The following is a 16,277-nucleotide window of genomic DNA, read 5'->3' on the forward strand; positions in this document are numbered from 1 at the left end:
CGTCACACCACCTCGCCCTCGTGCAGCCGCGTCCGCAGCACCCGTACCGCCGTATGCAGCCTGCTCTTGACCGTGCCCTCCGGTATGCCCAGCTCGTCGGCTATCGCCCGCACCGGAAGATCGGCGTAGAAGCGCAGGACGACGACCTGCCGCTGGGTGGCGGGCAGCGCGTCCAGGCCCTGGGTCACGGCCATCGAGAGCGCCCGCGACTCCGCCCCGTCCTCGTCCGTCGCCTCACGCCACAGCACGGCGAGCCGCTCCCCGAGCCGCTCCTGGCGGCGGCGCGCCCGGTGCCAGTCCATGGCGAGGTTCGAGGCGACGACCGCCGCCCACGCCGAGACGTCACGGGGCGCATCGCGCCCGTCCGCCGCCCGCTCCAGGAGCTTGAGCCTGACCTGCTGGACGCCGTCGGGCAGATCGGCGTGCGGCACTCCGCCGAGCGCGAGCACCGCCCGCACCCGGTCCTCCTGGGCCGCGTCGAGCGGATCGGCCCTCTCCCGCCGGTCCCGTCGCGTTTTTCCGCGCAGCAAGACACCCCTCCCGTCCCCACGTTTCCCCTAGGACGCCGGGAGCGCCCGAAACGTTCGGCTCAGGGCCACGGGAATGTGACATCCCGAACTTCGGACAATGGATTGGACAAGGCGGCCGTGGACAGACGCATGATGGAACCGGCGCAGGCCAAAGCCTGTGCCCATGCACATACGGAGGGTGTCCCTGTGAAGGTCGGAATCGTCGGAGCCACCGGTCAGGTCGGCACGGTCATGCGCAAGATCCTCGTCGAGCGGGACTTCCCGGTGGACGAGCTGCGCCTGTTCGCATCGGCCCGCTCGGCCGGCACGGTCCTCGACGGCGTGACGATCGAGGACGCGTCGACGGCCGACTACACCGGTCTGGACATCGTCCTGTTCTCGGCGGGCGGCTCGACCTCGAAGGCGCTGGCCGAGAAGGTCGCGTCGCAGGGCGCCGTCGTGATCGACAACTCCTCGGCCTGGCGGATGGACCCCGAGGTCCCCCTGGTCGTCTCCGAGGTCAACCCGCACGCGATCGCGGACCGCCCCAAGGGCATCATCGCCAACCCGAACTGCACGACGATGGCCGCCATGCCCGTCCTGAAGCCGCTGCACCTGGAGGCCGGGCTCAGCGCGCTCGTCGTGGCGACGTACCAGGCCGTGTCCGGCTCGGGTCTCGCCGGTGTCGACGAGCTGTTCGAGCAGGTCAAGAAGGTCGGCGAGGACGGCCCCAAGCTCACGCACGACGGCTCGGCGGCGGAGTTCCCCGCGCCGAACAAGTACGTCGCCCCGATCGCGTACAACGTCCTGCCGATGGCGGGCTCCATCGTCGACGACGGTCTGAACGAGACCGACGAGGAGCAGAAGCTCCGCAACGAATCCCGCAAGATCCTGGAGATCCCGGCCCTCAAGGTCTCCGGCACCTGCGTCCGCGTGCCGGTCTTCACCGGCCACTCGCTCCAGGTCAACGCCCGCTTCGAGCGTCCGCTGAGCGCCGAGCGCGCCACCGAGATCCTCGCGTCGGCCGAGGGCGTCGTCGTCACGGACGTCCCGACCCCGCTGGTCGCTGCGGGCAAGGACGACGCCTTCGTGGGCCGTATCCGCAACGACGAGACGGCGGAGAACGGCCTGGCCTTCTTCATCTCCGACGACAACCTCCGCAAGGGCGCCGCGCTGAACGCGGTGCAGATCGCGGAGCTGGTGGCGGCCGAGCTCAAGGGCTGAGGTCGTCTTACGTACGTTGATGGGGGCGGGCACCGCTACGACGCGGTGTCCGCCCCTTTCGCGTACCCGGTGTCCGCCCCTTTGGCGCACCCCACGACGAGCAGGGCCAGCGCCGCGAGGCCGCCCCCGAGCCACAGCACGTCCGTCGTCCCGAAGCCGTCCGCGACCAGGCCGCCGGTCAGCGCTCCCAGGGCGATAGCCGCGTTGAACACCCCGGCGAAGAGCGCCGACGCCGCCTCGCGGGCGCGGGGCGCGGCGGCGAGGACCCAGTGCTGGGTGGAGACCGAGACGCCGCCGTAGGCCAGGCCCCACGCGACGAGGAGCGCCACCGACGCGAGGAGCGAGCCGCCCGCGGGCCCGAGCAGCAGGACCACCGCGGCCAGACCCGCGGAGATGGCGCGCAGCGCTCGGCGCGGGACGCGGGCCGCGAGCGCGCCGCCCGCGAAGTTGCCGACGATGCCCGCGATCCCGTACGCGAGGAGCAGGCCGCTGATCAGCCCTGCGCCCAGGTCGGGCACGCGCTCCAGGACGGGCCGTACGTAGGTGTAGGCGGCGAAGTGCCCGGTCACCAGAAGCAGCACCACAAGGAGCCCCGCCCGCAGCGGCGCATTCCGCAGCAGCCCGGGGAACGTGCCGAGCCGTACCGCCGCCGAGGCGGGCAGTGGTGGAAGCAGCGCCACGAGCAGCCCGGCGACCGCGAGCGCGAAGGCGCCCATCACCGCGAACGCCCAGCGCCAGCCCGCGAGTTCACCGAGGAACGTACCGGCGGGGACGCCGAGCACGGACGCCACCGCGATCCCGCTGAAGATCACCGTGGTGGCGCGTCCGGCGGCTTCCTCGCGCACGAGCCGTACGCCGAGCCCGGCCGCGATCGCCCACACGCCCCCGATGCAGACCCCCACCAGAACCCGCGCGGCGAGCAGCACGCCGAAGGCGGGTGCGAGCGCGGAGAGGAGATTGGCGGCGGCGAGCAGGGCCATCAGCGCGCACAGCACCGTCCGCCGGTCGGCACGCCGCACAGCTACGGGCAGCACCAGGGCGGCTAGCGCCGCGACCACGCCGGGGAGCGTGACGGTCAGGCCCGCGGTCCCGTCGGACACACCGAGCCCGGAGGAGAGTGAGGTGAGGAGGCCGACCGGCAGCATCTCCGTGGTGACGACGGAGAAGGTGGTGGCGGCGACGGCAAGGACGGACAGGGGCAGGGAGCGCTGCGGCTCCGCGAGTCCGGGGAGTGTGTCCGGGGCGTCCGGGGTGTCCGGGGTGGTCTTCATACGGTCAAGCCTTCGTCGGACGCCCTGCCGGGAACAACGGCGAAGATCTCATCCTTGAATGAGCGAGGCTAATGGATGGCCCGTGGATGAGGGGGTTGCCGATGCTCGAGATACGGGAGTTGGAGTGCTTCATCGCACTCGCCGACGAGCTGCACTTCGGCCGTGCGGGCGAGCGGCTCTACGTCTCGCAGAGCCGCGTCAGCCAGCTCCTTCGGGACCTGGAGCGGCGGATCGGTACCCGCCTCGTGGAGCGGTCGAGCCGACGGGTGCGGCTGACTCCGGCGGGCGAGCGGTTCCTGGCCGAACTGCGCCCGGCGTACGAGACGTTGAGCGCCACGGTGGACGTGGCGCGGGAGTCGGCGCGGGGCGTCACGGGGCGGCTGCGGATCGGCTTCCAGGGCACGGCGGACGCACGCCTCATGGGGGCGATCACCGACTTCCAGGAGCGGCATCCGGGCTGCGTGACGGAGATCGTGGAGGTGCCGTTCGCGGATCCCTTCGGGGCGGTGCGGCACGGGGACGTGGACACGGCGATCGTGCTGCTGCCCGTCGAGGAGCCGGACCTGGTGCTCGGCCCGCTCTTCTCCCGACAGCAGCAGACGGTCGCGGTGTCGGTACGCCATCCCTTCGCGGGCCGCGGTTCGCTGCACGCGGACGAGCTGAGCGGGACCCCGCTGATCTCCGCGACGGCTCCGGCACCCGCGTACTGGCGCGCGGCGCAGGCTCCCTCTTCCGCCCCCGCGCCGGAGGTGCGCACCCTCCAGGAGGGGCTGACGCTGGTCGCGGCCGAGCGCGGGGCGATGCTGCTGTGCCGTCCCACGGCGGAGTACCACGGGCGGCATGACGTCGTGTTCGTGCCGGTGGAGGGGGTGCCGGATTCGGTGCTCGGGATGGTGTGGAGGCGGGACGCCGAGACGGAGCGGGTGCGGGCGTTCGCGCGGGCGGTGGGTGCGGTCGCCTAAGGGCGGCGGACCTCGAAGTGGAAGCAGCCGTACTCGACGGCCCTGACGTGCACGAGGGCGACCTCCGGGTCGGCGAAGGCCTCCGCGAAGGCGGCGTCGAAGCCTTCCGTGGCCGGGTCCGGGATCTCCATCAGGCGGCCGCCGATGATGCGGCCTTCGGCGTTGTAGCGGCGGAGGGCGCGGAGGGCTCCGGGGCGGGCGAAGGGGTACTCGCCTCTGCCGGGCGCCGGGCCCGCGCAGTCCTCGGCGTGGATGAAGACGGGGCCCTGCTCGTCGTAGGCGCCGGGGGTGGCGCCGGTCTCCGCTGCCCAGCGGCGCAGGGGTGCGTACGAGACGAGGGCGACGTGTTCGCCGGGGGCGATGGGGCGCAGGCAGCAGCGGAGGGGGTCGCCTCCCTCGGCGTCGACGTAGGGCTCGCAGGGGCGGCCTGCGTCGTCGGTCTTGCGGAGTTGCTCGAGGGCGAGGGGGGCTATGGGGCGAGCGGCGTAGGCAGTGGTTGCGTTCATATACCGAGGGTCGCGCGTGCGGGGTGGGTGGGGCTGGCGGAATCCAGACGTTGTTTTCCCCAACCCCGCCCCTTCCCGGCTGCATCCATTGGCGGCTCCGCCGCGCAGGGGGCTCCGCCCCCAGACCCCCGCTCCTCAAACGCCGGAGAGGCTGAACCAATCAGCCCGTCCGGCGTTTGAGGACGAACTCGGCGGAGCCGGTGATTGACGGAAGCCAAGGCCCCCGCGCCAGAGCGGGTTTTGGGGAAGGGGCGGGGTTGGGGAAAGAAAAACCGCTACCAACAACCCCGCATACGCCGATACCCCTCCCCCAACCCCCCCAACTCCTCCCCCGTCAACACGTCCTCCACCCGCGAGAACCCCTCCGGCGCCCGCTCAGCCACAGCCCGCAGCACCTCGTCCACCGGCATCGCCCGATTGGCCAGGGCCACGGCATTGGCGGGGCCCCACCGCTCCGCCTCGTAGGCCCGCAGCCCACTCACCCGGTCCACCCCGGCATGGGCCATGCACCGCGCGAGCACCCGCGCGTCGAGCACCGCCTCCGAGCCCCCGCTGGATCCCACGGGGTACATCGGATGAGCCGCGTCGCCCAGCAAGGTCACGGGGCCCCGCCCCCACCACGGCAGCGGGTCCCGGTCCACCATCGGGTACTCCAGGATCCGCCCGGTCGACCCGGTCGCGGCAAGGAGCGCGGGCACGTCCAAGTCCCCGATCCGCCACCCGGAGAGATGCGGAAGGACATCGGAGAGGCGGCCCGAGCGGTTCCAGTCCACCGGGCCCGGCGCCCCGTGGTGATGCACCGGAAACCGCACCTCCGCCACCCAGTTGAGCAGCGCCCGCCCCCGGAGCTCCGCCTCCCGCGAGATCGGGTAGACGACGAGTTTCGTGGTCGCGTTGCTGCCCGCGAACGCCATCGCCCGGCCGCCGAGCACCGGCTCCCACTCGGTCACGCCCCGCCACATCCGGATGCCGTTCCACAGCGGCGGGCCCTCCCCGGGATGCAGCCGGGCCCGCACCGCCGAGTACAGTCCGTCGGCCCCGACCAGGGCCCGCACCGGCACCGCGAACTCCCGCCCGCGCCGCACGTCCCGCAGGGTCACCCGCAGCGCCCCCGACCCCTCCGATTCGGCGTACCGCACGAACGCCGTACCGGTCTGGACGGCGTTCTCGCCGATGCGGTCGCGTACCGCGTCGAGGAGGATCAGTTGCAGGGCGCCGCGGTGCAGGGAGTACTGGGGCCAGTGGTGGCCTCGCGCGAGTCCCAGGGGCTCGCCCCAGATGTGGTTGCCGTGCCGGTCGAAGTGGAGCGTCTCGGCGAGCGGCACGGCCGTGGCCGCCAGCTCGGCGCCGAGGCCGAGCTCCGTCAACTCCCGCACCGCGTGCGGGAGGAGGTTGATCCCGACCCCGACGGGCCGCAGCGCGTCCACCCCGTCGATGACCCGTACCCCGATGCCCGCGGCGTGCAGGCTGAGCGCGGCGGTGAGCCCGCCGATCCCGGCTCCCGCGACGAGTACGTCGATCATGGGGCGCACCTCGCACCACGCAATCGCGGTAATCGTTGTAATCGCAGTGACCGTCGGAGTCCCATGAACGCTCCCCCCGGGGCGTGAGTCGACGCGCGGATGCTAGCGGCACGGCAGCCCGCGAACAATGCCGCATGGCGGCCCATGGACGATGCCCCGCCACACTCGCGGACCCACGTGGAAGGATGGCCGGAAACGCCACAAGTCGTACCTGACGTTCCTGAGGAGATGACCGCGTGCCCGGCACCAATCTGACCCGCGAAGAGGCGCAGCAGCGGGCGAAGCTGCTCACCGTTGACTCGTACGAGATCGATCTCGACCTCTCCGGCGCGCAAGAGGGCGGCACCTACCGGTCGGTGACCACGGTGCGCTTCGACTCCGCGGAGGCGGGCGCCGAGACGTTCATCGACCTGGTCGCCCCCGCGGTCCACGAAGCCGTCCTGAACGGGCGCTCGCTGGACGTGGCCGCCGTCTTCCGTGACTCGCGCATCGCGCTGAAGCACCTGGAGGCAGGGCCCAACGAGCTGAGGGTGGTCGCCGACTGCGACTACACCAACACGGGTGAGGGGCTGCACCGGTTCGTCGACCCCGTCGACCAACAGGCCTACCTCTACACGCAGTTCGAGGTGCCGGACGCACGCCGTGTCTTCGCGTCCTTCGAACAGCCCGATCTCAAGGCGACGTTCCAGTTCACCGTGAAGGCGCCGTCCGGCTGGACAGTCGTCTCGAATTCGCCGACGCCCGAGCCCAGCGGTGATGTCTGGGTCTTCGAGCCCACGCCGCGCATGTCGACGTACATCACGGCGCTCATCGTCGGTCCGTATCACTCGGTCCACAGTTCGTACGAGGGTCCTGGCGGCCAGTCGGTTCCGCTCGGCATCTACTGCCGTCCCTCGCTCGCGGAGTTCCTCGACTCGGACGCGATCTTCGAGGTCACGCGGCAGGGCTTCGACTGGTTCCAGGAGAAGTTCGACTACGCGTACCCGTTCGCCAAGTACGACCAGCTCTTCGTGCCGGAGTTCAACGCGGGCGCGATGGAGAACGCGGGCGCGGTGACCATCCGCGACCAGTACGTGTTCCGTTCGAAGGTGACGGACGCGGCGTACGAGACGCGCGCGGAGACCATCCTCCACGAGCTGGCCCACATGTGGTTCGGCGACCTGGTGACGATGGAGTGGTGGAACGACCTCTGGCTGAACGAGTCGTTCGCCACGTACACGTCCATCGCCTGCCAGGCGTACGCGGAGAACTCGCGCTGGCCGCACTCGTGGACGACGTTCGCCAACTCCATGAAGACGTGGGCGTACCGCCAGGACCAGCTGCCGTCCACGCACCCGATCATGGCGGACATCCGCGACCTCGACGACGTCCTGGTCAACTTCGACGGCATCACGTATGCCAAGGGCGCTTCGGTGCTCAAGCAGCTGGTCGCGTACGTCGGCATGGACGAGTTCTTCCGGGGCGTGCAGGCGTACTTCAAGGCGCACGCGTTCGGCAACACGCGCCTGTCCGATCTGCTCGGCGCGCTGGAGGAGACCAGCGGGCGCGACCTGAAGACCTGGTCGAAGAAGTGGCTGGAGACCGCGGGCATCAACGTCCTGCGGCCGGTGGTGGACGTCGACACGTCCGGCAGGATCACGTCGTTCGCGGTGAAGCAGGAGGCTCCGGCGCTGCCCGCCGGCGCGAAGGGCGAGCCGACCCTGCGCCCGCACCGGATCGCGATCGGCCTCTACAACCTCGACGACGAGAGCGGCAAGCTGGTGCGCACGGACCGCGTGGAGCTGGACGTGGACGGCGAACTGACGGCGGTGGACGCGCTGGTGGGCCGGGAGCGCCCGGCGGTGATCCTCCTGAACGACGACGACCTGTCGTACGCGAAGGTGCGCATGGACGCGGAGTCGCTCGCCTTCGTGACGGAGCACATCGGCGACTTCGAGGCGTCGCTGCCGAGGGCGCTCTCATGGGCGTCGGCGTGGGACATGACGCGGGACGCGGAACTCCCCACGCGCGATTACCTCTCCCTCGTCCTGTCCGGCATCGCCAAGGAGTCGGACATCGGGGTCGTCCAGTCCCTGCACCGCCAGGTGAAGATGGCGCTCGAGCTGTACGCGGCGCCGTCCGGGCGCGAGGAGGCGCTCGCCCGCTGGACCGAGGCGACGCTCTCGCACCTCCGCTCGGCGGAGCCGGGCAGCGACCACCAGCTGGCGTGGGCGCGGGCGTTCGCGGCGACGGCGCGTACGGAGGAGCAGCTGACGCTCCTCGAGGAGCTGGTGTCCGGCAAGCAGTCGGTCGAGGGCCTCGCGGTGGACACGGAGCTGCGCTGGGCCTTCGTGCACCGGCTCGCGGCGACGGGCCGGCTCGACGAGGCCGGGATCACGGCGGAGCTTGACCGCGACAAGACGGCCGCGGGCGAGCGGCACGCTGCCGCGGCTCGGGCGGCGCGGCCTACGCCGGGGGCGAAGGCGGAGGCGTGGGCGTCCGTGGTCGACTCGGACAAACTCCCGAACGCGATTCAGGAGTCCGTGATCAGCGGCTTCGTCCAGACGGACCAGCGCGAACTCCTCGCGCCGTACACGGAGAAGTTCTTCGCGGCGGTCAAGGGCGCGTGGGACTCGCGCTCGCACGAGATGGCGCAGCAGATCGCGGTGGGCCTGTACCCGTCACTCCAGATCTCCCAGTCCACCCTGGACGCCACGGACGCGTGGCTGTCCTCGGCGAACCCGTCGGCGGCCTTGCGCCGCCTGATCACGGAGTCCCGCGCGGGCGTCGAGCGGGCCCTGCGGGCGCAGGCGGCGGACGCGTAGTTCCGGCCCACCGGCCGGGGGGACACTCGCTCCCCCCCCGGCCGAACCCACCTTCTCCGCGCTCCGCGCGGATATCTCCCACCCGCCCGCCCGTTTGCCCCGCAGCTACGGGGTAATCGGGTGGGTGGGCGGGAAGGATCCGCGCGAAGCGCGGGAAGTTCGGCCGCAGCCCGCAGGCGAAGGCCCGGCCTCCCGGGGGCGCGGCGCACGCCCGGCGGAGGGGGCGCCCCTACTCCGCCCCCGCCCCCCGCGCAGGGACCGCGTCGCGGAGTGCCGACAAGACCCTGCTGACCGCCGCACCACCGGCGGCCCCGCGGCGAACCGCCGCCACCACATGCCGCCGAGGCCGGTCCGCGGACAGTTCCCGCATCACCACGCCGTCACGGCGGACCGCCGCCATCCGTGGGACCAGAGCGACCCCCATCCCCGCCTCCACCATCGCGAGGATCGCCGTCCAGCCGGAGGCGGAGTGCGCCTGCTCTGGCGTGAATCCGGCCCCCTCGCACGCCGCCCGCGTGATCTCCGACCAGGGGCCGCTGCCCCCGAAGATCCACGGCTCACCCGCCAGGTCCGCGAGCCGAAGCCCCTCCGACGCCGCAAGCGCGTGGTCCACCGGAAGCGCCACGTCCAGCGGGTCCGCGAGCAGCGACTCCCGGGTGAAGCGCGTGTCCGCGTCCGGCGATGCGGGGGCCGTCACCGCCAGGGAGAGCGCCACGTCCACCTCCCCCGCCGCAAGCAGCTCGTACGCCTCCGCCGCCTCCACCTCACGGACCCGCACCGAGATCCCCGGCGCCGCCGCCCGCAGCTCCCGCACCGCGGGTACGACGAGCGCGGGCACCGCGGTCGAGAAGGCCCCGACCCGCACCTCTCCCGCCTCGCCCTGCGCGTACGCCGCCAACTCCGCGTCCGCCAGCTCCAGTTGGGCGAAGACGGCCTCCGCGTGACGGAGGACGAGCTGCGCCGCGTCCGTCAGACGGACCCGCCGCCCGTGCGCCTCGAGGAGCGGTACCCCCAGTTGCTTCGCGAGGTTGGACAGCTGCTGCGACACCGCCGACGGCGTCATCCGCAGCGCCCGCGCCGTCGCCGTGACCGTGCCCCGCTCGCTCAACGTACGCAGAATCTGCAGCTTCTTGATGTCCCACTCGCTCATGGAGTCAACGTACCCACTGGTCAGGAGAGGCGTTCCCACGGGACGCGCCCCCTTACTTCGCGCGCGCCGCGCCAAGGACGACACCGCCCAGGATCAGCCCCATGCACATCACCTGCAGCCACCCCATCGCCTCGCCGAGCACCGCGAAGGAGAGCAGGGCGACGCAGACCGGCTGGAGGTAGTAGATGACCCCGGCGCGGGCGGCGCCGATGATCGAGATCGCCTTGTTCCAGGCGAAGAAGGCGATGGCGGACGAGACGACACCGACGTACAGGAGCGGGGACACCGTGCCGACGGTGGGCTCGAAGCCGCCCTGCATGACGAAGCTGGCCACGAACACCGGGAGCAGCATCAGCGCGCCGAGCGTGAACGTCGCGAAGAGGAACGGCAGTCCGCCGATCTCGGCGGGCTTGCGCTTGAGCAGGGCACTGTACGAGCCGAAGGAGAGGGCCCCTGCGATCACCCACAAGTCGCCCGCCGCGAAGTCCATGGAGAGCGACCCCCCGGAGACGAGGACCAGGACGCCCGCGCAAGCGATCAGCATGCCCGTCACACGGCGCGCACCGAGCTTCGCGCCGCCGAGTCGTTCGTACACCGCCATGAGGACCGGAGACGCCGCCATGATCATGCCCATGTTGCCCGCGGTCGTGGTGACACCCGCCTGGTTGACCAGGGTGTTGTAGATGGTGACGCCGAGGAGGGAGGCGAGGAGCAGGAAGCCGATGTGCTTGCGGAGCACGGCCCGCTGCCGCCATGCCTGGCGTGCCGCGAACGGCGCCACCGCCACGATGGCGATGATCCACCGCCAGAACGCGTGCTGGATGGGCGGCACGCTGTCGGCAAGCGCACGCGAGGTGACGAAGCTGCCCGACCAGACGACCGTGGCGAGCGCAGCGAGGGCGAGGCCGAGGCCGATGGGGCGTGCGGCCCGCTGTGCCTTGCTCGCCCTCGTCGCGTCCGACGCGGTGCGGATGGGGGTCGTCCGGTCCAGGACAGTCACTGATATCCCTTGTCTCTCTCCCGGTCGGCCCGGGAAAACACGGACCCCGCCGAGGTGGGCACCACCCGGCGGGGATCTCTTGGCTGGTTGCGGGACTACCGTCGCACCCCCGCACCCATCAGGTCCATCGAATCTTTTGGAGATTTCTTTGAAGCTAAACTGAACGGTATCGACCCGCGCGCCCCCTCAGGCCACCGCACCCCACTCCACAAGCGCCGCCCGCACCGCCCCCGCGTCCGCCTCTTCCGTCGCCCACGCCACGTACCCGTCGGGCCGGACCAGGGCGGTCGTACGCCGGTCGCTCGCCCAGTGCGCCGCGACGGCCCGCCTCGCGTCGTACTCCACGCCCTGCGGAGCGATCAGCACGAACTCGCCCTCGCGCAGAGCCTCGTAGAGCCGTCCCTCCTTGAGCGCGACGTCCGGAGCGCGGTGCCCGGACAGGCGGTGGGCGCCCTTCGGGGCGGCGTACCTGTAGCCGATGCCCGTGATCCGGCCGATCGCCTTGTCGCGGACGGGGGCCACCGCCCCGATGAAGGACGCGAGGACGGCGCGGCCCGCGCGCGACCACGGACGCTTGACCATCGCGAGCCGCACGATCCCGCCGCTGCTGCGCAGGACCGCCTTGCCGATGGGGTGACGCTCGGACTGGTAGGTGTCCAACAGACCTTCCGACACACGGCCGTTGACCGCCGCCACCAGCTTCCAGCTCAGGTTCACGGCGTCCTGCAGGCCGGTGTTCATGCCCTGCGCACCGGCCGGGGTGTGGACGTGCGCGGCGTCCCCGGCGAGGAAGACCCGGCCCACCCGGTACGCGGGCGCCTGGCGCTCGTCGCTGTGGAAGCGGGACATCCAGCGGGCGTCGTGCATGCCGTAGTCACGGCCGAGCGCGAGCCGGGTGATCTCCTTGACCTCTTCGAGGTCGAGGGGCTCGCTGTCGGGGACGTTGTGCGCGCGGTTCCAGCCGATGACGCGGTAATAGCCGTCGGCGAAGGGCGCTATGAAGGCGAAGGCATCACCCGCCGCGTTCACCGTGAGGACCGACTCGGGCTTCTCGGCGAGCTTCACGTCGGCGAGGACGAGCGAGCGGATGGCGGACTTCCCGGGGAAGGGCAGGCCGACGGCCTTGCGGACCGGGCTGTGCAGGCCGTCGGCGCCGACGACGTACGCGGCCCGCAGCGTGCTCGACTCGCCGCCGGGGCCCCGGACTTGGACCGTCACACCGTCCGCGTCCTGGGTGAGTCCGGTGACCTCGCTCTCGTACCGGAAGTCGACACCGGCCGCGACCGCCCGGCGCTCCAGGACCCGCTCCACCTCGTACTGCGGCAGGACCAGGAGGTGGTTGTAGCGCGAGGGCAGGTCGTCGAGGCGCACCTCCAGGTGGGCGAAGAGGCGCAGGCGGTCGAGCTTCTTGCCCTTGGCCTCCAGTTCGTCGGCGAGGCCGCGCGCGTCGAGCTGTTCGAGGGTGCGGGCGTGAAGGACCAGGGCGCGCGAGAGGTTGCTGATCCCGTGCGGCCGCTTCTCCAGCAGGGTGACGGGGACGCCCGCGGCGGCCAGGTCCCCGGCGAGCAGCAGCCCGGTGGGGCCGGCGCCGACGACGATCACAGCGGGACCCTCTGTGCCGTCCGCGCCGGTCGTCGTGCCGGTCGTCGTGCCAGTCGTGTCCTGCGTTCCGTTCATGACGGCCTCCTTGTGCCAACAACTGTTGGTCAACGCTTGTTGGCTAACGTAGGACCGCCGTCATGGACTGTCAACACATGTTGGCCTACGCTTGTTGGCATGACTGAAAGTGCACCTGATTCAGCTACCGGGAAAGCGACCGAGGCAGCCGCGGCACCACCCCGCCGCTCCGATGCGACCCGCGGCGCGATCCTCGCCGCCGCCCGTGAGCGGTTCGCCGCCGACGGCTATGAACGGGCCACCATCCGCGCCATCGCCAAGGACGCGCGGATCGATCCGTCGATGGTGATGCGCTACTACGGCAACAAGGAGGGCCTGTTCGCCGCGGCCTGCTCCATCGATCTGCGCCTGCCCGATCTCGCCGCGGTGCCGCGCGAAGACGTCGGGCGCGCCCTGGTGACCCACTTCCTCGACGTCTGGGAGAACGACGGAGTACTGACCGCGATGCTCCGCGTCGGCATCACGAACGCGGCGGGCGCCGAGCGCATGCAGGGCATCTTCAGGGACCAGCTGCTGCCGGTCGCGCGCCGCGTCTGCCCCGATCCCGCCGACGCACCGGTACGGGCCGGGCTCTGCGCCTCGCAGATCCTCGGCATGGCGCTGACCCGCTATGTGCTGCGGTTCCCGCCGGCGGTCGCACTGTCCGGCGAGGAAATGGCGGACTGGCTCGGGCCGACGGTGCAGCGGTACCTCACGGCCGAGCGGCCGTGACGTACGTGGCCATGACGTACGTGGCCGTGATGTGCGTGGCCCAACGCATACGTAGGGGGCTCTTCGTCGGCGCGTACACATGCGTACGTCGACGAAGAGCCCCCTACGAAGAGCTCAGGAAGCGAAGTGGCGTCAGCCCTGCTTCTCCTGCTTGCGGGTCTTGTCACCGACCATGACCAGGCCCGCGATCACCAGGAACAGCACGATGGGCGCCACGACATAGAGGCCGAGCGTCTCGACCACGCTCAGGCCGGGACCCGGGTCGTCACCGTCGTCGCGCGTGAGCGCGAGCGCGGGGGACGACATGAGCAGCATCATCAGCGTCGTACCGGAAGCCAGGGCGCCGGCGCGCAGGGCGTTCTTCTTGTCCACGGTGCCAACGTAGCGAACTGCTAAACGGGCCGCGCGCCCGGGGGTGCCGTACGGGGCTCTTCGCGCGTGCGGAACACGTCCATGAACGCGTGCACGCGCGGCGAGGCGGCGAGTTCCTCCAGGGTGACGGGGCGGCCGTCGGCGTCGGCGATCGGCAGCCGCCAGTTCGGGTACTGGTCCCACGTGCCGGGGAGGTTCTGCGGGCGGCGGTCGCCGACCGCGTCCGGCAGCCAGACGCCGATCATGCGGGCCGGGGTGGCGAGCAGGAAGCGGTGGACGGCGCGGATCTCCTCCTCCTCGCGTCCACCGCCGCCCGGCAGCATCCCGAGGCGGGAGAGCAGCGCGAGCCACTCCGCCACATCGGCTGCGGCCTCGGCCCGCTCGACGGCCGCGGGGCGGGTCAACAGGCCGAGCCGGTCGCGGAGTTGGACATGCTCGCCGGTGATGCGGGCCGCCGTGGACGGCAGGTCGTGGGTCGTGGCGGTGGCCAGGCAGTCCGCGCGCCAGCGCTCGGGCGGCAGCGGCCGTCCCGTGCCTGCCCAGTCTCGCTCGAACCAGAGCACGGAGGTGCCGAGCACGCCGCGGCGCTGCAGGGTCTCGCGGACGCCGGGCTCCACGGTGCCGAGGTCCTCGCCGATGACGAGGGCGCCCGCGCGGTGCGCCTCCAGGGCGAGTACGGCGAGCATCGCATCGGCGTCGTACTGGACATACGTTCCCTCGGTGGGCGCGCGGCCCTCCGGGACCCACCAGAGCCGGAAGAGACCCATGACGTGGTCGATGCGGATGGCGCCCGCGTGCCGGAGCAGTCCGCGCAGGAGGGCGCGGTAGGGGGCGTACCCGGACTCGGCGAGGCGGTCGGGGCGCCAGGGCGGCAGACCCCAGTCCTGGCCGCGCGCGTTGAACGCGTCCGGCGGGGCGCCGGCCGACATGCCCGCGGCGAAGTGCCGCTGCTGCGCCCAGGCGTCGGCTCCGGACGGGTGCACGCCGACCGCGAGGTCGTGCACGAGACCGATGTCCATGCCCGCGTCCCGCGCCGAGCGCTGCGCGGCGCCGAGCTGGGAGTCGGTGAGCCAGGCGAGACGGCAGTGGAAGTCCACACGGCCCATCAACTCGCGGCGGGCGCGGGCGGTTTCGGGGGATGCGGGGTCGCGCAGGGGCGCGGGCCAGGCGTGCCAGTCGGGGCCGTGACGCTCGGCGAGTGCGTACCAAGTGGCGTGGTCCTCAAGGGCTTCGCCGTGCTCGGCGAGGAAGTCGTTGTAGGCGGCGCGCCGCCCGGGGCCGAGCGGGACCTCGTGGATCAGCTCCAGGGCCTCCAGCTTGAGCGCCCAGACCGCGTCGCGGTCGATCAACTGGTCCTGCCGGAGAACGGATTCGCGGAGCGCGGCGGCCCGGCGCGTGAGCCCGGCGGCCAGGTCGCGGGCCTCGCCGTCCAGGTGGGCGTACTCGGGAACGTCCTCGACACGGAGATGGACGGGGTCGGGGAAGCGGCGCGAGGAGGGCCGGTACGGGGAAGGGTCGGACGGCCCGTCCGAAGGCTTCGGTACCGCCGCGTGCAAGGGGTTGACCTGCACGAATCCCGCGCCCAGGGCCCGCCCTGACCAGGCTGCGAGCTCGGCGAGGTCGCCGAGGTCGCCCATGCCCCAGGAGTGGCGGGAGAGCAGGGAGTAGAGCTGGACGAGAATTCCGTACGTTTTCTCGCGCGGGGGCGGTAGGCGGTGGGGGGCGACGATCAGGTGGGCGGTGGCTGTCTGGGCGTCCGGGGTCTTGGCTCGGATTACGTGGACGCCCAGTGGCAGGGCAGGCGTTGTCCGTGGCTCGGCCCCTCCGCCGCTTCGCGGCGATGCTTCCAGCAGCGGCATCTCCCACTCCAGCCGCTCCCCCCGCTCCGTCTCCACGCACACCCGCGTGCCCGGCGGCAGCCCGGCCCAGGGTGGGGGCGTCTCGGGGCCGCCCTGCCACACCACCAGCGTCGGCGGCAGCAGGCGGGCGCTCAGCTCGGCCTCGCGGGCCGTGAGGGCGCGCCGCACCGCATCGGGTGTGCTCGCGTCCACCTCAAGGGCGGCCAGGGCCGCGATCACCGCGGCGTCGGTGGCCGGAACCGTGCGGTCCGGGGACGGGGAGTAAGAGGTCGCCACGCCGTGCAGGGCCGCAAGGCGGGAAAGTCCGGTGGGGCCGGTGGTCGGTCCGGTCGCTCCGGGTGGGGCCATCTAGACCCCCATGTAGTCCAGGCCCGACGCGGTGCCGGTGGAGGTCGGCTCGCTGGTCAGCGGGGCGGCGTCGGCGAGCGGCGGCTCGCTGGTCAGGGGTGCGGCGTCGGCCAGCGGGGGCTCGCTGGTCAGGGGCGGCTCCAGGCAGCCGCAGGAGCAGGATCCGTCGAGTCCCGAGTCGGGACCGGAAACCTGTTTGGAGAGAGCGGAGAGGAGGAGATTCGCGGAAGCGGGCACGTAGGGCTCCATTGTCAGGGGGCAGGTCTTCGGCAGCCCTACCCAGTGCGCGGGATCGCAGACATATCCGTTGTATGAACGTGCGCGTACTCACATTCGTTTCCCTGAGTGGGGGTCCGGGCGC

14 protein-coding genes are annotated in these 16,277 nt (G+C 71.9%); 4 read left to right on the forward strand and 10 right to left on the reverse strand.

Annotation, left to right across the window (positions count from 1 at the left end; genetic code table 11):
- Nucleotides 1–2: 2 nt before the first annotated feature.
- The gene (locus tag ABD378_RS08910; RefSeq protein ID WP_344519987.1) at nt 3–530 is read right to left on the reverse strand and encodes a sigma-70 family RNA polymerase sigma factor; all 528 of its coding nucleotides are present in this window, start codon (nt 528–530) and stop codon (nt 3–5) included.
- A gap of 186 nt (nt 531–716) precedes the next feature.
- Between ABD378_RS08910 and ABD378_RS08915 the strand changes: the two genes are divergently transcribed.
- On the forward strand, nt 717–1,733 hold the full coding sequence (locus ABD378_RS08915; RefSeq protein WP_344519989.1) for an aspartate-semialdehyde dehydrogenase: 1,017 nt from the start codon (nt 717–719) through the stop codon (nt 1,731–1,733).
- Nucleotides 1,734–1,768: 35 nt separating this feature from the next.
- Here the strand turns inward: ABD378_RS08915 and ABD378_RS08920 are convergent, their stop codons facing one another.
- Nucleotides 1,769–3,004, reverse strand: a complete 1,236-nt coding sequence (locus ABD378_RS08920; protein ID WP_344519990.1) for an MFS transporter — start codon at nt 3,002–3,004, stop codon at nt 1,769–1,771.
- 95 nt (nt 3,005–3,099) lie between these two features.
- Between ABD378_RS08920 and ABD378_RS08925 the strand changes: the two genes are divergently transcribed.
- Entirely contained in the window at nt 3,100–3,966 is an 867-nt protein-coding gene (locus ABD378_RS08925; protein ID WP_344520015.1) for a LysR family transcriptional regulator, read from the forward strand.
- Here the strand turns inward: ABD378_RS08925 and ABD378_RS08930 are convergent.
- Nucleotides 3,963–4,472: a DUF1203 domain-containing protein gene (locus tag ABD378_RS08930; protein ID WP_344519991.1), complete on the reverse strand. Its 510-nt coding sequence runs from the start codon at nt 4,470–4,472 to the stop codon at nt 3,963–3,965. The genes ABD378_RS08925 and ABD378_RS08930 overlap by 4 nt on opposite strands.
- 275 nt (nt 4,473–4,747) lie before the next feature.
- The gene (locus ABD378_RS08935) at nt 4,748–5,995 is read right to left on the reverse strand and encodes a flavin-dependent oxidoreductase (RefSeq protein WP_344519992.1); all 1,248 of its coding nucleotides are present in this window, start codon (nt 5,993–5,995) and stop codon (nt 4,748–4,750) included.
- A 236-nt stretch (nt 5,996–6,231) separates the two neighbouring features.
- Between ABD378_RS08935 and pepN the strand changes: the two genes are divergently transcribed.
- Nucleotides 6,232–8,799: an aminopeptidase N gene (gene pepN, locus ABD378_RS08940; RefSeq protein ID WP_344519993.1), complete on the forward strand. Its 2,568-nt coding sequence runs from the start codon at nt 6,232–6,234 to the stop codon at nt 8,797–8,799.
- A gap of 229 nt (nt 8,800–9,028) precedes the next feature.
- On the opposite strand, the gene ABD378_RS08945 is transcribed toward pepN, so the two are convergent.
- The 3 genes from ABD378_RS08945 to ABD378_RS08955 all read right to left on the reverse strand — a co-directional run bounded on the left by ABD378_RS08945 (nt 9,029) and on the right by ABD378_RS08955 (nt 12,626).
- Nucleotides 9,029–9,949 carry a LysR family transcriptional regulator gene (locus tag ABD378_RS08945; protein WP_344519994.1) on the reverse strand — a complete coding sequence of 307 codons (921 nt, stop codon included), beginning with the start codon at nt 9,947–9,949 and terminating at the stop codon, nt 9,029–9,031.
- A gap of 52 nt (nt 9,950–10,001) precedes the next feature.
- The gene (locus tag ABD378_RS08950) at nt 10,002–10,949 is read right to left on the reverse strand and encodes a DMT family transporter (protein WP_425583822.1); all 948 of its coding nucleotides are present in this window, start codon (nt 10,947–10,949) and stop codon (nt 10,002–10,004) included.
- Nucleotides 10,950–11,135: 186 nt separating this feature from the next.
- Nucleotides 11,136–12,626, reverse strand: coding sequence for an FAD-dependent monooxygenase (locus ABD378_RS08955; protein ID WP_344519996.1), 1,491 nt, complete (start codon nt 12,624–12,626; stop codon nt 11,136–11,138).
- Between the two features lie 99 nt (nt 12,627–12,725).
- On the opposite strand from ABD378_RS08955, the gene ABD378_RS08960 reads away from it, so the two are divergent.
- Nucleotides 12,726–13,337, forward strand: coding sequence for a TetR/AcrR family transcriptional regulator (locus ABD378_RS08960; RefSeq protein WP_344519997.1), 612 nt, complete (start codon nt 12,726–12,728; stop codon nt 13,335–13,337).
- Between the two features lie 132 nt (nt 13,338–13,469).
- Here the strand turns inward: ABD378_RS08960 and ABD378_RS08965 are convergent, their stop codons facing one another.
- Genes ABD378_RS08965 through ABD378_RS08975 form a run of 3 tightly spaced genes read right to left on the reverse strand, consistent with a single transcriptional unit; the run spans nt 13,470 to nt 16,153 of the window.
- Nucleotides 13,470–13,709: a hypothetical protein gene (locus ABD378_RS08965; protein WP_344519998.1), complete on the reverse strand. Its 240-nt coding sequence runs from the start codon at nt 13,707–13,709 to the stop codon at nt 13,470–13,472.
- Between the two features lie 20 nt (nt 13,710–13,729).
- The gene (malQ, locus tag ABD378_RS08970) at nt 13,730–15,916 is read right to left on the reverse strand and encodes a 4-alpha-glucanotransferase (RefSeq protein WP_344519999.1); all 2,187 of its coding nucleotides are present in this window, start codon (nt 15,914–15,916) and stop codon (nt 13,730–13,732) included.
- Nucleotides 15,917–16,153 (reverse strand): hypothetical protein, encoded by a 237-nt coding sequence (locus ABD378_RS08975; protein WP_344520000.1) that lies wholly within the window; start codon nt 16,151–16,153, stop codon nt 15,917–15,919.
- Between the last annotated feature and the right edge of the window lie 124 nt (nt 16,154–16,277).

This window comes from Streptomyces rectiviolaceus (genome assembly GCF_039533825.1).
In the GTDB taxonomy this organism is placed as follows: Bacteria; Actinomycetota; Actinomycetes; order Streptomycetales; family Streptomycetaceae; genus Streptomyces; species Streptomyces rectiviolaceus.